The organism is Lysobacter sp. CFH 32150 (genome assembly GCF_022758295.1).
Taxonomy (GTDB): domain Bacteria; phylum Pseudomonadota; class Gammaproteobacteria; order Xanthomonadales; family Xanthomonadaceae; genus CFH-32150.
This window is the reverse complement of the sequence record NZ_JALDWJ010000003.1, coordinates 320,177-336,659: the sequence shown is the minus strand read 5'-3', so window position 1 is coordinate 336,659 and position 16,483 is coordinate 320,177. Positions and strand designations below refer to the sequence as shown.

The window sequence follows — 16,483 nt, the reverse complement described above, 5'->3', positions numbered from 1 at the left end:
TCAGGCAGGCCAGCGCTTCAGCAGCTGCTGGACCAGGTCGGCGGGCGAACCGGCATTGCCGCCGCGCGCGATCAAGGCGTTGGGCGCGGCGCCGTCGTAGCAGCCTTCCGGCGCTTGCCCGGCCACCAGCGCGCCGCGCGCGGCGTGCGCCATTGCGGCATCGACTGTTGCCGGATCGCTGCCGCTGAGCAGGAAGATGGCGCTGTCGGATGCCGGCAATCCGGCAAGCAAGGGCGCATTGGCGACGAAGCGCAGCGTGTTGTCGGATTCGGCGACGCCGAGTTCCGGTGGGACGATATAGATGTTGCCACCCGCAGCCACCACGCCGGCTTCGGCCAGATGCACCGGCAACGAAGTCGCACGCGCCATCTGCTGCACCAGACGATCGTAGCGGCCACCATCGAGGCGCTGGCTGATCAGCACCGGGAGCGAGAACGTCTGCGGCAGCGCTGTCAGTATCTGTCGTACTGCATCGGGGCCCCCGATGCCGGCCAGGATCAGGACCGCACCGCGCGCATGCGCCGAACCAACCGCAGCTGGTGCTGATGCAGCGGCCGGCGCATCGGAGAAGTCCATCGCGGCGATGCGGCGCTGCAGGTCCTCGAGATCATTCTTGAAGAGCGCATCGGCGGCTTCATTACTTGCGGTTGCCGCAGCATCGGTCGTGTCGACCGGCGCATCGTCGACCAGACTGAGTTCGCCGAAGATGCTCGCGCGCTTGGGCTCCCCGACGACCGGTTCGCTCGGCACCTGGGGCGCCACCGTTTCGGCTTCGTTCGCGAACGAAGCCAGTGGGACGTCGGCGTCGCGCTGCCCCGGCGACGGCGGGCGGCCAGGCAATGGCAACATGTCATGTTCGGGTTCGCGACCCGGCGGCAGCACGTCGTCGCTGCCGGACAGCTTGGCGCGCAGGTGGCGCGTCCAGCGCGCGGCATCCCAACCGGTACGACGCGCGGCGAGTTCGGCTTCGTCGAAGATCACGGCGACGGATGGATCGCCAAGCACGCTGTCGAAGCGGTCGAGTGCGACTTCCACCGACGGCTCCAGTGCGATCAGGACCACTTGGGGTGACGAGGCGCGCAGCGTTTCCGCGGCGAGCGTGGACGGATCGGCCTCGAGCACGATCTCGCCACCTGCCTCGGCGAGCGCTGCACGCAGCCGTTCGCAGGCTTCGCCCGGGCGCGCCAGCAATGCGACGCGTCGGGTCTCAGTCATTCGCACGGCCTTCATTGGCACGTTGCTGCGCCAGGAGGTCGAACACGTTACGCAGCAGCTCGTGCTCCTGATAGGGCTTGCCGAGATAACGCTCGACGCCGATCTCGAACGCGCGCTGGCGATGCTTCTCGCCAGTACGCGAGGTGATCATGATGATTGGCACGTTGCGCAGGCGTGGATCGAGCTTCATCGCGTTGGCGAGTTCGTAGCCGTCCATGCGCGGCATTTCGATGTCGAGCAGCATCAGGTCGGGTACGCGTTCGTCCATGCGTTCGAGCGCGTCGAGGCCGTCCTTCGCAGTGGCGACTTCGAAGTTGTGGCGTTCGAGCACGCGGCCGGTGACCTTGCGCATCGTCACCGAGTCGTCAACCACCATCACCAGCGGCACGCGGCGCTGTTCGACCGCCGGCGCCGCCTCGACATCGCGCGGCAACGCGGCATGGCGACGCACCAGCGGGGCGATGTCGAGGATCACGACGACGCTGCCGTCGCCCATGATCGTCGCGCCGAAGATGCCCGGCACCGACATCACCTGCGGGCCGACTGGCTTGACCACGATTTCGCGGTTGCCCAGCACGTGGTCGATGGTGACGGCGGCGCGCAGTTCGCCCGAGCGGATCAACAGCAATGGCATCTGTAGCTGGCCTTCGGCCTTGGCCGGCGCATGGCCGACCAACGTACCGAGGTCGTTCAACGTGTAGTCTTCACCGCCGTACGAATAGACGGCATCGCCTTGCGCGAGTTTGTCGCGACCGATGCGGCCGACGCCGCGTACCGAAGCGATCGGCACTGCGAACGTGGTTTCGCCGATCTTGACGAACACCGCCTGGGTGACCGCCAGCGTCTGCGGCAGGCGCAGGATGAAGTTGGTGCCCTCACCCTTCTTCGAAACGATGTCGAGCGCACCGCCGAGCTGGCGCACTTCGGAGGCGACCACGTCCATGCCGACGCCGCGGCCGGCCAGACGACTGACTTCGTCGGCCGTGGAGAAGCCCGGCTCCATGATCAGCATGTCGAGATCGGCGTCGGCCAGCACCACATCACTGCGGACCAAACCGCGCTCCTCGGCGCGCTTGCGGATTGCGGCACGATTGAGGCCGGCGCCGTCATCGCTGACTTCCAGCACCACTTCCGAACCTTCGCGTCGGATCGCGATGCGGACGGTGCCTTCGTCCGGCTTCTTCGCCTTCTTGCGATCCTGCGGCGATTCCAGGCCATGCGCGACCGCGTTGCGCAGCATGTGTTCCAGCGGCGCGGTCATACGCTCGAGCACGTTGCGGTCGAGTTCGCCCTGGGCACCGTCGAGTTGCAGCTGCACCTGCTTGCCGGTGTCGGTGGCGGCCTGCCGCACCACGCGACGCAGGCGCGGCACCAGCGAGTCGAACGGCACCATGCGCGTGCGCATGAGGCCTTCCTGCAGGTCCGAGCTCACCCGCGACTGTTGCAGCAGCAGAGTTTCGTACTGGCGCGTGAGGTCGTCCATCGACTGCTGCAGACTGGTCAAGTCGGCGGCGGATTCGGCCAGGCCGCGACTGAGTTGCTGCAGGGTCGAGAAGCGGTCGAGTTCCAGCGGATCGAAGGTTTCGTCGCCGACCTCATGCTCGCGCTGGTAGCGGGCGATGATCTGCGCTTCGGTTTCGCTGTCGAGGCGGCGCAGCTGGTCGCGCAAGCGCGCGTTGGTCTGCTCCATTTCCACCATCGCGCCGCGGAACGCACCGAGCTGCTGCTCGAGGCGGGCGCGGTAGATCGCGACTTCGCCGGCATAGTTGACCAGGCGGTCGAGCAGGTCGGCGCGGATACGCACCTGTTCCTGCGGTGCACGTACGCCGGTCTCGCCTTCCTCGTCGCCGAACATCGTGTCGATCGGCGCCGACAGCGGCTTGAGTTCGACGACCTTGGGCTCGGCTTCGGTCGCCATTGGCGCTGCCGGGATGGTGCTCGCGACATAGCCTTCGCCACGCGAACGGGCTTCGAATTCGGCGATCAGTGCTTCCGGCATTGCGATCGCACGACGCGCGCCAACGCGGGTGATCATTGCGTGCAGGCGATCGAAGCCGCGTTCCAGCAGCGGAATGCCGTCGCGGCCGAGTTCGGAACGATGTTCGACCACCGCCTCGAGCAACGATTCCATGACATGGCCGAGCTCGCCCACCGCCATGATGCCGGCCATGCGCGCACCGCCCTTGAGCGTGTGCAGGTCGCGCTGCAATCCTACTAGCGGTTCGCGCTCGCCCGGGGCTGCGCGCAGTTGCGCGAGCAGACCGTCGGAATGATCGAGCAGGTCGCTGCCTTCCTCGACGAAGATATCGACCAGCTCCGGATCCAGATCGGTCAGGTCCAACGGCTGGTCAGGGTCGACGCTGGTGGCGAGTGCGGTGGCGAGCAGGCGTTCGATCGCCAGTTCCGGCACCGGCGCAGGTTCGACTGCCGCCGCAGCGGCCTGTTCGTTAGCCAGGCGCTCGGCCTCTTCGGCCAGACGCATTGCTTCGACACGTTCGGCTTCTTCGGCCAGGCGTGCAGCTTCAGCGCGTTCGGCTTCTTCGGCCACGCGTGCAGCTTCGGCGCGTTCGGCTTCTTCCGCCACGCGTGCAGCTTCAGCGCGTTCGGCTTCTTCGGCCACGCGTGCGGCTTCTGCGCGTTCGGCTTCTTCGGCCACGCGTGCGGCTTCTGCGCGTTCGGCTTCTTCGGCCACGCGTGCGGCTTCAGCGCGTTCGGCTTCTTCTGCCAGTCGCGCGGCTTCGACGCGTTCGGCTTCTTCTGCCAGTCGCGCGGCTTCGGCACGTTCGGCTTCTTCCGCAACGCGCGCGGCTTCAGCACGTTCGGCTTCTTCCGCAACGCGCGCGGCTTCGGTCTGCTCTGCTTCTTCCGCAAGGCGCACCGTTTCAAGGCGTTCGAACTCGAGACGCACCGCTTCGAGACGTTCGGCTTCGGCGCGTTGTGCGTCAGCCAGTTCGACCGCCATCTGTTGCTCACGCGCGATGCGGTCAGCTTCGGCGTACTCGGCTTCGAGGCGGGCGTATTCCTCGGCCTCGGCGGCGGCGATGCGCTCGGCTTCGAGTTGCGCCGCCTGGGCAGTGTCGTCGGCAGTTGTGGCGAGGGTGGTGCTTTCGAGCGGCTGGTCGTCGAAATAGGCGTTTTCCAGCGACACGCTTTCGACTGGCACCTCTTCGAGCATCGACTCTTCGCCCGTCAGCTCGATCGCTTCGGCGCCGTCGAGTTCCTCAATGGTGAGATCCTCGAGCACGAAATCGTCCGCCGCAGGTTCTTCGGCGGCCACCGGCAAGGCAGTGTCGACCGGCGCAGTGTCGGCGAGGTCGGTGAAGGCGCTCAGGTCGAGGGCGGCGAGTTCGGTCGGGTCCAACTCACCGGTGGCCAGTTCGGCAGCCACGGTCTCCTCGGTAGCGCTAATCGGCAGACCGGTGTCGACGGGGGCGGTTTCGGCGAGATTGGTGAACTCACTGAGGTCGAGCGCGCCCAGCTCCTCGTCCATCTCCATGATCGGGAACGGCGCCGCCTTGGCTTCCGGCAAGCTGTCGCGCAGGGTCGTCAGTTGAGCGGCCAGCTCGGTGTAGACCGGAACGCGCGGGGACGGCGACTGCAGCGCGGTCATGGTGCGGCGGATCGCGCCTGCGGCCTCATTCAATGCGGCCACGGCTTCGGCGCTGGGCACCACGCCCGCGGCCAGAGCGCGCTTGATGTAGCCCTCGGCCGGACCCGTGACGTCGGTGATGGCCGGCACTTCGGTCATCGCGAAGGCGCCGTTCATGGTGTGGACCGAACGCAGCAGCGCGTCTTCGGCCGGGACCGGGGCGGGCGTCGCACGTTTCAGCCACTCGTCGACGGTGGCGAGATGGCCCCCGACTTCGGCGCCGAGGATTTCCAGGAGTACCGGATCGACCGTCGCCGGAATGCCCGGCGCCTCGGCAGCAACCGCTGCGACTTCAGCCATCGCAACAATGGGCGCTGCCGCTTCGGCTGCTGCAGCTGTAGTCGCTGCCGCTGCAGCCGCCATGCTGGCGCTATAGATCGCTTCTTCGCCGCCGGCGACGCGATCGGCTACGTCCTGGATGCCTTCGAGATCGGCGTCGAGCCGGCCCTCGCCGCGCAACGCCGCGTGCAACTGCGGCAAGGTGTAGAACGCCTGGTCGACGACCGCGATTACCGCCGGCGTCGGCGGGCGCGTGCCATCGAGCACGCGGTTGAGCATGTTCTCGACCTTCCAGCTGAACTCGCCGAGGGTCTTGGCACCGACCAGTCGGCCGCTGCCCTTGAGCGTGTGGAACACGCGTCGGATCGGGCGCAGGCGTTCCAGGTTCTCGGGGTCAGCTCGCCACGGCGGCAGCATCTCGTCGAGATGGCCGATCTCTTCCTCGAATTCCTCGAGGAAGACTTCGCGGATTTCGTCATCGATCTCGTCGCCGGTGGCCTCGAAGCCGCCCGCAGCGCCGGTGGCGACCGGCGCAGGCGCATGGGCCGGAACCGGCGGTGCCGGCGGAGTCGCCACCGCCGGTGTCGCAGCCGGCACGGCTGGCGCGGAATCGTACGTGGCGGTTTCGGTTTCGGTTTCGGCATCCGCGTCGGCATCGGTCGCAACCGGCACCTGTGCCACCGCTTCGGCGGGCGGCAGCGGCCAATAACGCAGCGTCTCCAGGCTTTGGCGCGCGATCTCGAGGATACGTTCGCGGTTCGGCCGTTGCTCGCGCAACGCTTCCAGGTAGTACTCGAGACTGGCCAGCGCGTCTGCGAGGGTGTCGAGCTGCTGCCCGTTCGGAACGCGACGGCGGCCGAGCAATTCGTTCTGGGTGTAGCGCCGGATACCGGTGAGGTAGTCGGCCGGCTGTGGCAATTCGAGGATGCGCAGTGCGCCGGCGACTTCATCGAGCAAGCGCGGCACATCGGTCAACTGGGTGTGATCCCAGCTGGTTTCGACGAAGGCGACGAAGGCCTGGCGGGCATCGGCGAAGTTGGCGATGGCTTCGCGCGCGAGCACGTCCACGACCTTGCGCGATTCGCTCGCAAGCGGATCTTCTTCATCTTCACCGGTGCGACCAAGACGCGCGACCTGGTCGTCGAGCGACGCATCGACATAAAGCAGTGCACCGGCGACGTCGAGCAATGCGCCTTCATCAGCGGCGCGGTTGCCGTAGACGATCTCGTGCATCGCATCGCGCTGCTGCAGCACGACGTTGCGGGCGACACCCAAGCCCATCATGCCGAGGGTGTCAGCGACGCGGCCGAGGGCCTCCACTTGCGGCTGCAGGTCGGCCACACCGGTTTGCTTGGTGCGCAGGTGCAGGTCGAGTGCGTCCTTGACCCGCAGCAGGTCTTCCTTGATCGCCGCGGCAACGGTGTCGAGCAATGCGCGGTTGCGGCCGCTGAGGCTGCCGCGCGCGTGCGCGAGTTCGGATTCGCTGGGCTGTTGCGCAGCGAGGTCGAACGTCTTGCGCAGGCTGTCGAGCGCGGGGTGCGACTGATCGCTGTGGGCGACGTGGAAAAGCAGCTGGCGGGTTGGCTCGAAGGTCGGTTCCGCGCGCGGTGCGGCGAAGCCGTCGTCCTCGAATACATGCCGCGCTTCGCGCTCGACGCTGGCGAAGGCCTGGCGCAGCGCACGCGTCGGCGCCAGTGCGCCGTCACGCAAGGCATTGGTGACCGACGCGGCCACCCACAGCATGCGCCGGACCGCTTCGTGGTCGGCGCTGTCGAGCAGGCCGTCGATCGCCTGCCCCAACGCGGCGATGTTCGCCGGCACGCCTTCTTCCGGCCATCCCGCCAGCGCTTCGCGCAGGGCGGTGAGCTGTTGGCTGGCGACCAGCTGCCGGCTCTGCCGCGGCAGCGGGGTGGGTTCGGGCAGCGAGTCAGGCAGCGGACGGTCGAGGTCGGGCGCGAACAACACGCTCTCGCTCAAGCCGGTTTCGCCGCGTGCGGCGCGCAATTCGTTGAGCAGCGGCAGCAGGACGATCGGGATGTCCTTGTGCCCGCCCTGCAAGCGTTCGAGGTAATCGGGCAACAGCACAGCACCGCGCATCAAGGCGGCGCAGGCTTCGTCGCGATCGCCGACCTGGCCCTGGTCGGCGCCGGACAACGTCTGCGCCAGCCGCTCCATTTCCTCGGCCACCATCGCCGGTGCGTACAACTCGACCATGCGCAAGGTGCCGTGCACCTGATGCAGGAAGTTGGCGCAGGCGCGCATCCGGCCGCTGTCGGCGGGGTCTTCGGCGTAGGCCTCGATCTCGACCCGTGCCTGGCGCAGGGTCTCATCCAGCTCCGGCTTGATCCAGCCCAGCGTGGTGGTGTCGATGGCATCGCGCAACGCAGTCATCGCACACCTCCGCGAGGAGGCGCGTGGCGATGTGCGGCGCGCTGGCCGGGAGCAAGCGTGTTCATCCTTGCGTGTGCCCTACCCGTCAGGCCGGCAGCTTGAAGTCGGCGACCGAACGACGCAGGTCGGCCGCGAGCTGCGCCAGGTTGCCGATCGACTCGGCGGTCTGGTTTGCGCCCTGCGAGGTTTGCGCGGTGATCTGCTGGATCGTGTTCATCGTCGCGGTGATATTCGACGCCGCGCTGGTCTGTTGCTGCGCCGCCGAGGAGATGCCCTGAATCAGGGTAGACAGGTCCACCGACACCTTTTCGATTTCACCCAGCGCAGTACCGGCGTCTTCCGCAAGGCGTGCACCGGCGACCACTTCCGAAGTTGTCTGCTCCATCGAGCTGACCGCTTCGTTGGTGTCGGACTGAATGGTCTGGACCAGCGTCTCGATTCGCTTGGTCGCGTTCGACGCGCGTTCGGCGAGGCGCTGCACTTCGTCGGCCACGACCGCGAACCCGCGGCCCGCTTCGCCCGCCGAGGCCGCCTGGATGGCCGCGTTCAGCGCGAGGATGTTGGTCTGTTCCGAGATGTCGTTGATGAGTTCGACGATCGAACCGATTTCCTGCGAGCTCTCGCCCAGGCGCTTGATGCGCTTGGAGGTTTCCTGGATCTGGTCGCGGATCGAGTCCATGCCGGCGATCGTCTGCCGCACCACGCCCGCACCCTTGGTTGCGATCTGCACCGAGCGTTGCGCCACGTCTGCCGATTCGGCGGAGTTGCGCGAGACCTGGTTAATGCTGGCCGCGATTTCGGTGATGCGGTCGGAGGCGGAATTGATTTCCTGCGCCTGGTGCTCGGCGGCTTCGGCCAGGTGCATGGCGGTCGCCTGCGTTTCCTGTGCGCTCGATGCCACCTGCACCGACGTGTCGTTGATCGTCGCCACCAGGCTGCGCAGCTGTTCGACGGCGAAGTTGATCGAGTCCGCGATCGCGCCGGTCATGTCCTCGGTCACGGTCGCCTTCACGGTCAGGTCGCCTTCGGCGAGCGAACCCATTTCATCCAGCAGGCGCATGATCGCCTCCTGGTTGCGGTCGTTGAGTTCCTTGGTGGTCTGGTACCGGGCGCGCTGCGCGGCGTTCAGGGAGTACAGCAAACCTGCGATCGCGAGGATCGCCAGCAGGCCGGATACGATCGAGATCCAGATGTTGCCGAGGAAGCTCTTGTCCTTGAGCGAACCGAAGGTGGTGAAGGCGCGGAACAGGTCGACGCTTTCGCCCAGCATCTTGTCGGATTCGGCAGTGAGCGACTCGGCGGCGGCCTGCGCGCTGAAGAGGTTCTTCGAAGTGCCGAGGATGGCGTCGAGGTCCTTCTTCATCTCCACCCACAAGGCGTTGGCCTGGTTCAGCGAGGCGACCGCGGCAGGGTTGGTCACCTTCTGCGCGTTCGCGGCACCGCCCTCGCGCAGGCCCTTGAGCACTTGTTCGAACACGCCGGCGTCACGCGCCAGCGCATCACCCGCGAGCGCGGCGGTTTCGCCGCCGGCGCGAATCTGGGTGACGCGGCTGGACATGGTCGCGGCCAGCACGACCTGGCGCACTGCGATGTAGACCTGGGTGCCGGCGACACCGGCGCCGGTCATTGCGCGCACCACTTCGTCGAGCTGGGCCTGCAGCTGCGGCACGCGGCCGGTGAATTTGTCGGCGTGGCCGGCGAGCGCCAGCACCGCAGGCTCGCTGGCGATCAGCTGTTCAGCGTTCTTGCCGAGCAGGTCCCAGGTGCCGGTGACGGTCGAGATCGGCCCGGAAACATCGGCGGTGGTACCGAAGCGATCGTTCAGCGTTTTCACGTCGCTGTCGATCTGCGCCTTGGTGTCCTTAAACGCCCGGTACGCATCGGCGCTACCACCAACCGCCGCGCGTCCCTGGACCGCGAGCTTCTGCGAGTTGACCTGCAGGTTCGAGGCCGAGGTACTGGCACCGCCGAGGCGCTGGGCCTTCCAGGTCGCATAGCCGGTATTCGCACCGAAGACCACCAGCGCGATCGCCAGCATCGTCAGCCAGAAGTTGGTGCCCAGGCCGCGGCCCTTGCCGGCGCTATCCATCACAGTGCTCATGTTCGACCTCGATCTCTCTTACGGTGCGGCTCAGGCCGCGGCTTGTCTGAATTCGGGGGTACGCGCCAGCAACGACAGGCTGAACACGCCCCACGGTTGGTCGGCCAGGCGATAGGCCCGGTCAATGAAATGCGCGTACCTGCCTTCGAAGAGCGTGCCCTCGGCCAGGCCTTCGGTGTTGATCTTCTCTTCGTCGTGGAAGCTGCGCTGGCCATACAGCTCATCGATCGTCACCGCGACGTCGCCGCCGCCCTGGCGCACCAGCAGCACGCGCTGTCCTTCGTGCAGCACTGTGCGCTCACCCTCGAGGAATTGCTTGAGATCCACGATCGGCAGCAGATTGCCGCGGATATTGGCTACGCCCAGCATCCAGGGCTGCGCGCCGGGCACCGGGGTGATCGGCGGCAATGGCAGGATTTCGATGACCTCATCGAAACCCGAGGCCAGGCGATGCGTGCCGACGCGATAGCCGACGCCACGCCAGAGCCCGGGCGCATCGAGCTGCTCCGGCAAGCCGGGCACGTGCGCCAGGCTCTTGCGCTCGTAGTCGGCGAGCAACTCGAACGGCGTTTGCCGGCTGGAAGAGGACGACTTGACCATGTCAGCTGTGCAGCAGCTCGTTGATGCGCGCTATCAGGACATCCTCGCGTGGCGGCTTGACGATGTAGTCGCGAGCGCCCTGGCGCAGGCCCCAGGCGCGGTCGGTTTCCATGCTCTTGGTGCTCACGATCAGCACCGGGATGGCGCTGGTCGCCGCATCCTTCGACAACGCGCGCGTGGCCTGGAAGCCGTTCATGCCGGGCAGGATGATGTCCATCAGCACCAGGTCCGGCAGCTCGCGTTTGCACATGGCGATGCCATCCTCGGCGCTACCCGAAGCCAGCACTTGGTGCCCATTGCGTTCCAGCAGCTGGGTCAGGACGGCCGTATCGGTCGGCGAGTCCTCGATCAGCAGAATTCTTGCCATGTCTTGCCCTACCCCCCGGTCAGGCGTTGACGTGCTTGCGAATGGCGTCGAGCAGTTCTTCCCTTGTGAACGGCTTGGTCAGGTACTGCTCGGAGCCGACGATGCGACCCCGCGCCTTGTCGAACAGGCCGTCCTTGGAGGACAGCATGATGACCGGCGTGGATTTGAAAATCTGGTTGTTCTTGATCAGCGCACAGGTTTGATAGCCGTCCAGGCGCGGCATCATGATGTCGACGAAGATGATCTGGGGCTGCGAATCGGCGATCTTGGCCAGAGCCTCGAAGCCGTCGGTCGCCGTCAACACATCGCAACCCTCACGCTTGAGCAGCGTTTCCGCGGTGCGGCGGATCGTCTTGGAGTCGTCGATGACCATGACCCTCAGCCCGCTGAGGTTGCCGGTCCGACCTTCATCCTGCATCACTTTTCCCCTTCAAACACGCCGCGCGGAAAACGCATCCTGCGCCGCGGCTAATGTCCCTATATCCCAGTCCGCGCGAAGCCTGTCAAGCGCGATCATGCTTCACGTGAATTCTGAACCTGTCAGGTTGCGATACGCACCCCCGGCAACGCGCAACGCGCCTGCTACCATCACGCGCCCGCATCCCCCTGACTCTCGTCATGCCACTTGATGTCGTCGTCGTGATGGACCCGATCGGGTCGATCAAGATCGCCAAGGATTCCACGTTCGCAATGCTGCTCGAGGCGCAACGCCGCGGCCATCGCCTGCATTACGTCTTTCCCGGTGGGCTGGCCGTCGTCGACGGCCGGGCTCAGGCCACGGCGGCGCCCTTGCAGGTCCGGGACGACAAGGCCGGCTGGTTCGAGCTGGGGCAGCCTTCGCCGCTGGCTTTCGGTCCCGGCCAAATTGTGATGATGCGCACAGATCCACCAGTCGACCCGACCTACATCCACGACACCCAGATCCTGACCCTGGCGCAGCGCGCCGGCGCCCTGGTGGTCAACGACCCGCAGGGCCTGCGCGACATGAACGAGAAGCTGGCAGCGCTGGAATATCCCCAGTGTTGCCCGCCCACCCTGGTCAGCCGTGACCACACCGCCCTCAAGGCCTTCGTCGCCGAACACGGCGAGGCGGTGCTGAAGCCGCTGGACGGCATGGGCGGGCGTTCGATCTTCCGTGCCCGGGCCGGCGAGGCCAACCTCAACGTCATCCTCGAGACCCTGACCGGCGGCGGCCACCACCTGGCCATGGCCCAGCGCTACCTGCCGGAGATCGCGCTGGGCGACAAGCGCATCCTGCTGATCGACGGTGTGCCGGTGGACTACTGTCTGGCCCGCATCCCGCAGGGCGACGAATTCCGCGGCAACCTCGCCGCCGGTGGCAAGGGCATCGGCCAACCGCTGTCGGAACGCGACCGCTGGATCGCGGCCCAGGTCGGCCCCGAACTCAAGCGCCGCGGCATGGTCTTCGTCGGCCTCGATGTCATCGGCGACTACTTGACCGAAGTGAACGTCACCAGCCCGACCTGCATCCGCGAACTCGATGCCCAGTTCGGCCTGAACATCGCCAATACCTTGTTCGACGCGATTGAAGCAAAGCTCGCCTGATGTCCGTGGTCGTCGCCCCAGGCCAGCCGGCTGTTCATCAGCGTGACATCGGCGACAACCAGCGCCTCAGCGCAACCTTCGTGCTGTCGCTGCTGGTGCATGGGCTGCTGGTGCTCGGCGTCGGCTTCGCCCTCGACGACGCAGCGCGGGTGATGCCGACCCTCGACGTGATCCTGACCCAGACCCAGACGCCGCTGACACCGGAACAGGCGGACTTCCTCGCCCAGGCCAGCAACCAGGGCGGTGGCGAGCACGACAAGAGCACGCGTCCACGCGACAGCCAGACGGGTATCGCACCACAGCCCGAGCCCGGCGTCGCCCCGCAGCCGATGCGCGCGCAGTCGCCCGCGGAGCAACCGCCGCCGCAGACGCGCGTGGTCACCAGCAGCACGCGCAGCGACGTGCGCGCAGCGCGACCCGAAGCAACGCCGACGCCGACCGAGCGTCCGCTGCCGCCCAGCCAGGAAAAAATCGAACACGACATGGCGATGGCGCGACTCGCTGCCGAAATCCATATGCGCACCGAGCGCTACGCCAAGCGACCGAAGCGCAAGTTCGTCTCCGCCAGTACGAAGGAGTACGCGTACGCCGCGTACTTGCGCAGATGGGGCGACCGAGTCGAGCGCGTCGGCAACCTCAACTATCCCGAGGAAGCGCGCCGCCGCCACATCGGCGGCGTGCTTGTGCTCAGCGTGGCGGTCAAGCGCGACGGCAGCATCGAACGCGTAGAGATCATCCAGTCCAGCCAGATCCCGATGCTCGACGCCGCAGCGCTGCGCATCGTGCGCCTAGCCGAACCCTACGCGCCGCTGCCGAAGACGCAGGAAGACATCGACATCCTGCACGTGACCCGTACCTGGCATTTCCGCGCGGGTGGCGAGTTGATCGACGAGTAGGTCGCTAGCGGCGCGCGTTCAGAGCCGCTTCCAGACCAATCCCTGCTCGCGCCGGTAGTACACGCCGACCGCCTTGCCGTACAGCTCGTGCGCAGGCACCAGGCCGAAGAAGCGGCCATCGCGACTGTTGCCGCGGTGATCTCCAAGGACCAGCACCTTGTCTTCAGGCACGATCAGGCCATTGATATCGGGACCGCCGCCAGCGTCGAGGTTCAACGTGACCTTACGCCCGCCGAGCCACTCCACGCCGGGCTCGTCTCCGTGCAGGACGTGGCCATTCACCGTAAGGCGGCCATTGATCAGCTCGACTTCGTCTCCAGCCACCGCGACGACGCGCTTGATCAGGCGCGTACCGTCATCCGGCGCGTCGAAGACAGCGATATCGCCACGCCGGGGTTTGTCGCGCGGGATCACATCGAAGTTGGTGAAGGGAATCCGCACGCCGTAGGCGCTCATGTCGACTGCAACCCGGTCGCCGGGCATCAAGGTCGGTTCCATCGACCCGGTGGGGACGACGTAGTGATTGGCGAACGAGGAACGTGCCGCGGTCAGTAACAGGACCAGCATCAGCATCGGCACCAACTCCGCGCGCAGCCAGCGCTTGGCACGCATACGCAGGTCGGAAGATTCGGCCTCGATCATTTCGCTCCTCGTTCGTCGTCAGGTTCGGCCCGCGTCGCGTAACGCCTTTTGTTCCACGATGGTGAGAGCGACGTTGTCGCGCAGGTAGGCCGGTTCGACGCGCTCGGGCGCCATGAGTTCCCCGCGCGCGAATGCCATCGCAGCCAGAAGTGCGACATCGGCTGCGTGCGGCAGCGCGCTGGCATCGACGATCGCAAGGCGGTCGGAGAATCGTTGTTGCAGGACACCGCCGACCGCCGCGAAACCGGTGCCGATGCCGTGCCAGTCGCCCCCATCGGGAATGATGGCCGCTTCCGGTTTGACCACGGCTTCCTGGCTTAGCGCACGCAGGCCGGAGCCATCGCGCTCGAACGCTGCCACATAGATCTCCCCCATGCGCGCGTCGATCGCGGCAACGATGCGTTTGCCCTGCGCTTGCATCGCAAGCGCCGCCAGCGTCGACACCGGCACCACCGGTTTGTCCATCGCCAGCGCGATGCCCTGCGCGATCGAGATCGCAAGCCGCACGCCGGTGAATGCGCCGGGGCCGCGACCGACGGCGATCGCATCGAGTTGCGATTTGGCGATGCCGGCATCGGCCAGTAGTTGCTCGGCCCATGGCAGTGCCAGTTCCGCGTGACGGCGTGGCGCCAACTCGAAGCGCTCATGCACCTCGCCATCGTTGTAGACGGCGACCGAACAGGCTTCGGTTGCGGTTTCGAAGGCGAGCAATTTCATTTCAAGAATGCGCCATCGAGGTGCGGCACATTGCCGAGGCCGTCTGTGGTTCGTCAGCCATGTGCATTCTCCGCCGCGAGGACTGCAACTGATTCTAACGAGCCCCCCTCTGCCGCAAAGAACGCTTCGACATCCGCCACGTCCCGGGTCTTCGGCAACGGCGGCAGGGAGTCGAGGAAGACGCGACCATAGCTTTTGCCGAGCAGGCGCGGATCGCACAGCACGAGGACGCCGCGATCGGATTCGGTGCGGATCAGGCGACCGACGCCCTGCTTCAATGCGATCACCGCCTGCGGCAGTTGTTCGTCGCGGAACGGATTGCCGCCGCTGCGTCGGATCGCTTCCAGTCGTGCCTCGAACACCGGGTCGTCCGGCGCGGCGAACGGTAGCTTGTCGATCACCACCACGCTGAGCGCGGCACCGGCGACGTCGACGCCTTCGCGGAAACTGGCGGCGCCCAGCAGCACGCCATTGCCGGATTCGCGGAAGCGCTGCAGCAGCACATGCCGCGGCGATTCGCCCTGGACGAACAGCGGCCACGGCCCGCCGCGCAACGATTCGGCCGCTTCGCGCAACGCGCGGTGCGAGGCGAACAGCACGAAGGCGCGGCCGCTCGAGGCTTCCAGCACCGGTCGCAACGCGTCGACCAGCGCGGCGTTGTAGTCACGCGACATCGGTTCTGGCAATCGCTGCGGCAGGTAGCACAACGCTTGCGTGTTCCAGTCGAACGGGCTCGGTTCCAGCAGCGTGGTCGGCGCGTCGAGCCCGAGCCGCGTGGCGACATGGTCGAAACCTCCGGCGACGGCGAGCGTCGCCGAAGTGAATACCCAGGCCGCGTGCGAGCGTTCGCGGTGCTCGCGCAGCGGACCGGAGACATCCAGCGGTGTGCGCTGCAACCGGAAGCCACGCGGGGACAGTTCGAACCACAGGACGTTGTCGGCGTTCCCAGCCGACTCGTCATCCATTTCATCGTGCTGACCGGAAACATCCAGCCAACGTGCGAGCCGTGCGCCGAAATCCCGTGCCCGCGCATGGCAGCCATCGAAACCGGGTGAAGCATCGCGCAACGTCGCCAGCGCCTCGGTCATATGCGCCAGCGCAGCACCGAGCGCATCGAACGCGTCGCGCACGGACGCTTCCTGCAACGCGCGTCGTTGCGTGCCGCGCATCGGCAGCGTGTCCATCGCCGCGCGCAAGGCGCGGGCGGCGTGTTCGAGTTGGCGCACCGGGTCCTGCAATGTCGCCAGGGAACCCGGTACGTCCTTGCATTCGCCCAGCGCATCGCGCGCCAGCTCCACCAGCGGTCGCGCGCCGAGGCCTTCGCCGAAAAACTGTGCAGCCAGGTCGGGCAACTGATGCGCCTCGTCGACCACGAAGGCCTGTGCACCCGGCAGGATTTCGCCGAAGCCTTCCTGCTTCAACGCAAGGTCGGCCAGCAGCAGGTGGTGATTGACGACGACGACATCGGCGGTCTGCGCGCGCTGGCGCGCCTGTACGACGAAGCATTCCGACCAGAACGGACATTCGCTGCCGAGGCAGTTCTCGGCCGTCGACGTCACCAGCGGCAACAACGGCGAATCCTCGGGCAGCGCGTCGAGTTCGGCCAGATCACCCATGCGCGTACGGCCGCCCCACGCGACGATGCGCTGGAACTGCGCAACCTGTTCGCGCGAGGTGAACTTTGGTTCGCCTTTGGCTTTTTCGAGGCGATATTTGCAGAGGTAGTTGGCGCGCCCTTTCAGCAGCGCCGTCTTCAGGCCGACGCCGAGCGCGTCGCGTACGCGCGGCAGATCGCGGAAGAACAGCTGGTCCTGCAGCGCGCGCGTGCCGGTGGAGATGATCGTCTTCAGCCCCGACAACAATGCGGGCACGAGGTAGGCGTAGGTCTTGCCGGTACCGGTGCCGGCTTCGGCCAGCAGCACGTCGCGTTGCTCGAATGCGTGCGCGACCGCGACCGCGAGCCGCTGTTGCGCCGGTCGCGGTGCGAAGGCGGGAATCGCCTCGGCAAGCGCACCGCCTTCGGCCAGTGCGGCGCGACTGCTGGCAGTAAGTTCGGACAT

11 protein-coding genes are annotated in these 16,483 nt (G+C 66.6%); 2 read left to right on the top strand and 9 right to left on the bottom strand.

What is annotated here, in order from left to right; genetic code table 11:
- From MO486_RS07685 to pilG, 6 genes are all read right to left on the bottom strand, one after another.
- Window positions 1-1,215 carry a chemotaxis protein CheB gene (locus tag MO486_RS07685; RefSeq protein WP_242905814.1) on the bottom strand — a complete coding sequence of 405 codons (1,215 nt, stop codon included), beginning with the start codon at window positions 1,213-1,215 and terminating at the stop codon, window positions 1-3.
- Window positions 1,208-7,534 (bottom strand): Hpt domain-containing protein, encoded by a 6,327-nt coding sequence (locus tag MO486_RS07680; protein ID WP_242905812.1) that lies wholly within the window; start codon window positions 7,532-7,534, stop codon window positions 1,208-1,210. The genes MO486_RS07685 and MO486_RS07680 overlap by 8 nt, the downstream gene beginning before the upstream one ends.
- A gap of 85 nt (window positions 7,535-7,619) precedes the next feature.
- Window positions 7,620-9,635, bottom strand: a complete 2,016-nt coding sequence (locus MO486_RS07675) for a methyl-accepting chemotaxis protein (RefSeq protein ID WP_242905809.1) — start codon at window positions 9,633-9,635, stop codon at window positions 7,620-7,622.
- 30 nt (window positions 9,636-9,665) lie between these two features.
- Window positions 9,666-10,235, bottom strand: coding sequence for a chemotaxis protein CheW (locus MO486_RS07670; protein WP_242905807.1), 570 nt, complete (start codon window positions 10,233-10,235; stop codon window positions 9,666-9,668).
- Between the two features lies 1 nt (window position 10,236).
- Window positions 10,237-10,602: a response regulator gene (locus MO486_RS07665; RefSeq protein WP_242905805.1), complete on the bottom strand. Its 366-nt coding sequence runs from the start codon at window positions 10,600-10,602 to the stop codon at window positions 10,237-10,239.
- Window positions 10,603-10,621: 19 nt separating this feature from the next.
- Entirely contained in the window at window positions 10,622-11,020 is a 399-nt protein-coding gene (pilG, locus tag MO486_RS07660) for a twitching motility response regulator PilG (RefSeq protein WP_242905804.1), read from the bottom strand.
- 200 nt (window positions 11,021-11,220) lie between these two features.
- Between pilG and gshB the strand changes: the two genes are divergently transcribed.
- A complete protein-coding gene (gene gshB, locus MO486_RS07655) occupies window positions 11,221-12,168 on the top strand; it encodes a glutathione synthase (protein WP_242905802.1) in 948 nt (315 codons plus the stop codon).
- The gene (locus tag MO486_RS07650; RefSeq protein WP_242905801.1) at window positions 12,168-13,064 is read left to right on the top strand and encodes an energy transducer TonB; all 897 of its coding nucleotides are present in this window, start codon (window positions 12,168-12,170) and stop codon (window positions 13,062-13,064) included. Before gshB ends, MO486_RS07650 begins: the two co-directional genes overlap by 1 nt.
- An 18-nt stretch (window positions 13,065-13,082) precedes the next feature.
- Here MO486_RS07650 and lepB read toward each other — a convergent pair whose 3' ends face one another.
- Genes lepB through MO486_RS07635 form a run of 3 tightly spaced genes read right to left on the bottom strand, consistent with a single transcriptional unit; the run spans window position 13,083 to window position 16,483 of the window.
- Window positions 13,083-13,706, bottom strand: coding sequence for a signal peptidase I (gene lepB, locus MO486_RS07645; RefSeq protein ID WP_242905800.1), 624 nt, complete (start codon window positions 13,704-13,706; stop codon window positions 13,083-13,085).
- A gap of 18 nt (window positions 13,707-13,724) precedes the next feature.
- Entirely contained in the window at window positions 13,725-14,423 is a 699-nt protein-coding gene (gene tsaB / locus MO486_RS07640) for a tRNA (adenosine(37)-N6)-threonylcarbamoyltransferase complex dimerization subunit type 1 TsaB (protein WP_242905798.1), read from the bottom strand.
- A 53-nt stretch (window positions 14,424-14,476) separates the two neighbouring features.
- Entirely contained in the window at window positions 14,477-16,483 is a 2,007-nt protein-coding gene (locus MO486_RS07635; protein WP_242905797.1) for an ATP-dependent DNA helicase, read from the bottom strand.

Coding starts and splice junctions, on each gene's coding strand:
- MO486_RS07665 (WP_242905805.1), bottom strand. CDS start 10,602: ATGGCAAGAATTCTGCTGATCGAGGACTCGCCGACCGATACGGCCGTC.
- MO486_RS07650 (WP_242905801.1), top strand. CDS start 12,168: ATGTCCGTGGTCGTCGCCCCAGGCCAGCCGGCTGTTCATCAGCGTGAC.
- MO486_RS07635 (WP_242905797.1), bottom strand. CDS start 16,483: ATGTCCGAACTTACTGCCAGCAGTCGCGCCGCACTGGCCGAAGGCGGT.
- pilG (WP_242905804.1), bottom strand. CDS start 11,020: ATGCAGGATGAAGGTCGGACCGGCAACCTCAGCGGGCTGAGGGTCATG.
- MO486_RS07680 (WP_242905812.1), bottom strand. CDS start 7,534: ATGACTGCGTTGCGCGATGCCATCGACACCACCACGCTGGGCTGGATC.
- tsaB (WP_242905798.1), bottom strand. CDS start 14,423: ATGAAATTGCTCGCCTTCGAAACCGCAACCGAAGCCTGTTCGGTCGCC.
- lepB (WP_242905800.1), bottom strand. CDS start 13,706: ATGATCGAGGCCGAATCTTCCGACCTGCGTATGCGTGCCAAGCGCTGG.
- MO486_RS07675 (WP_242905809.1), bottom strand. CDS start 9,635: ATGAGCACTGTGATGGATAGCGCCGGCAAGGGCCGCGGCCTGGGCACC.
- gshB (WP_242905802.1), top strand. CDS start 11,221: ATGCCACTTGATGTCGTCGTCGTGATGGACCCGATCGGGTCGATCAAG.
- MO486_RS07670 (WP_242905807.1), bottom strand. CDS start 10,235: ATGGTCAAGTCGTCCTCTTCCAGCCGGCAAACGCCGTTCGAGTTGCTC.
- MO486_RS07685 (WP_242905814.1), bottom strand. CDS start 1,215: ATGACTGAGACCCGACGCGTCGCATTGCTGGCGCGCCCGGGCGAAGCC.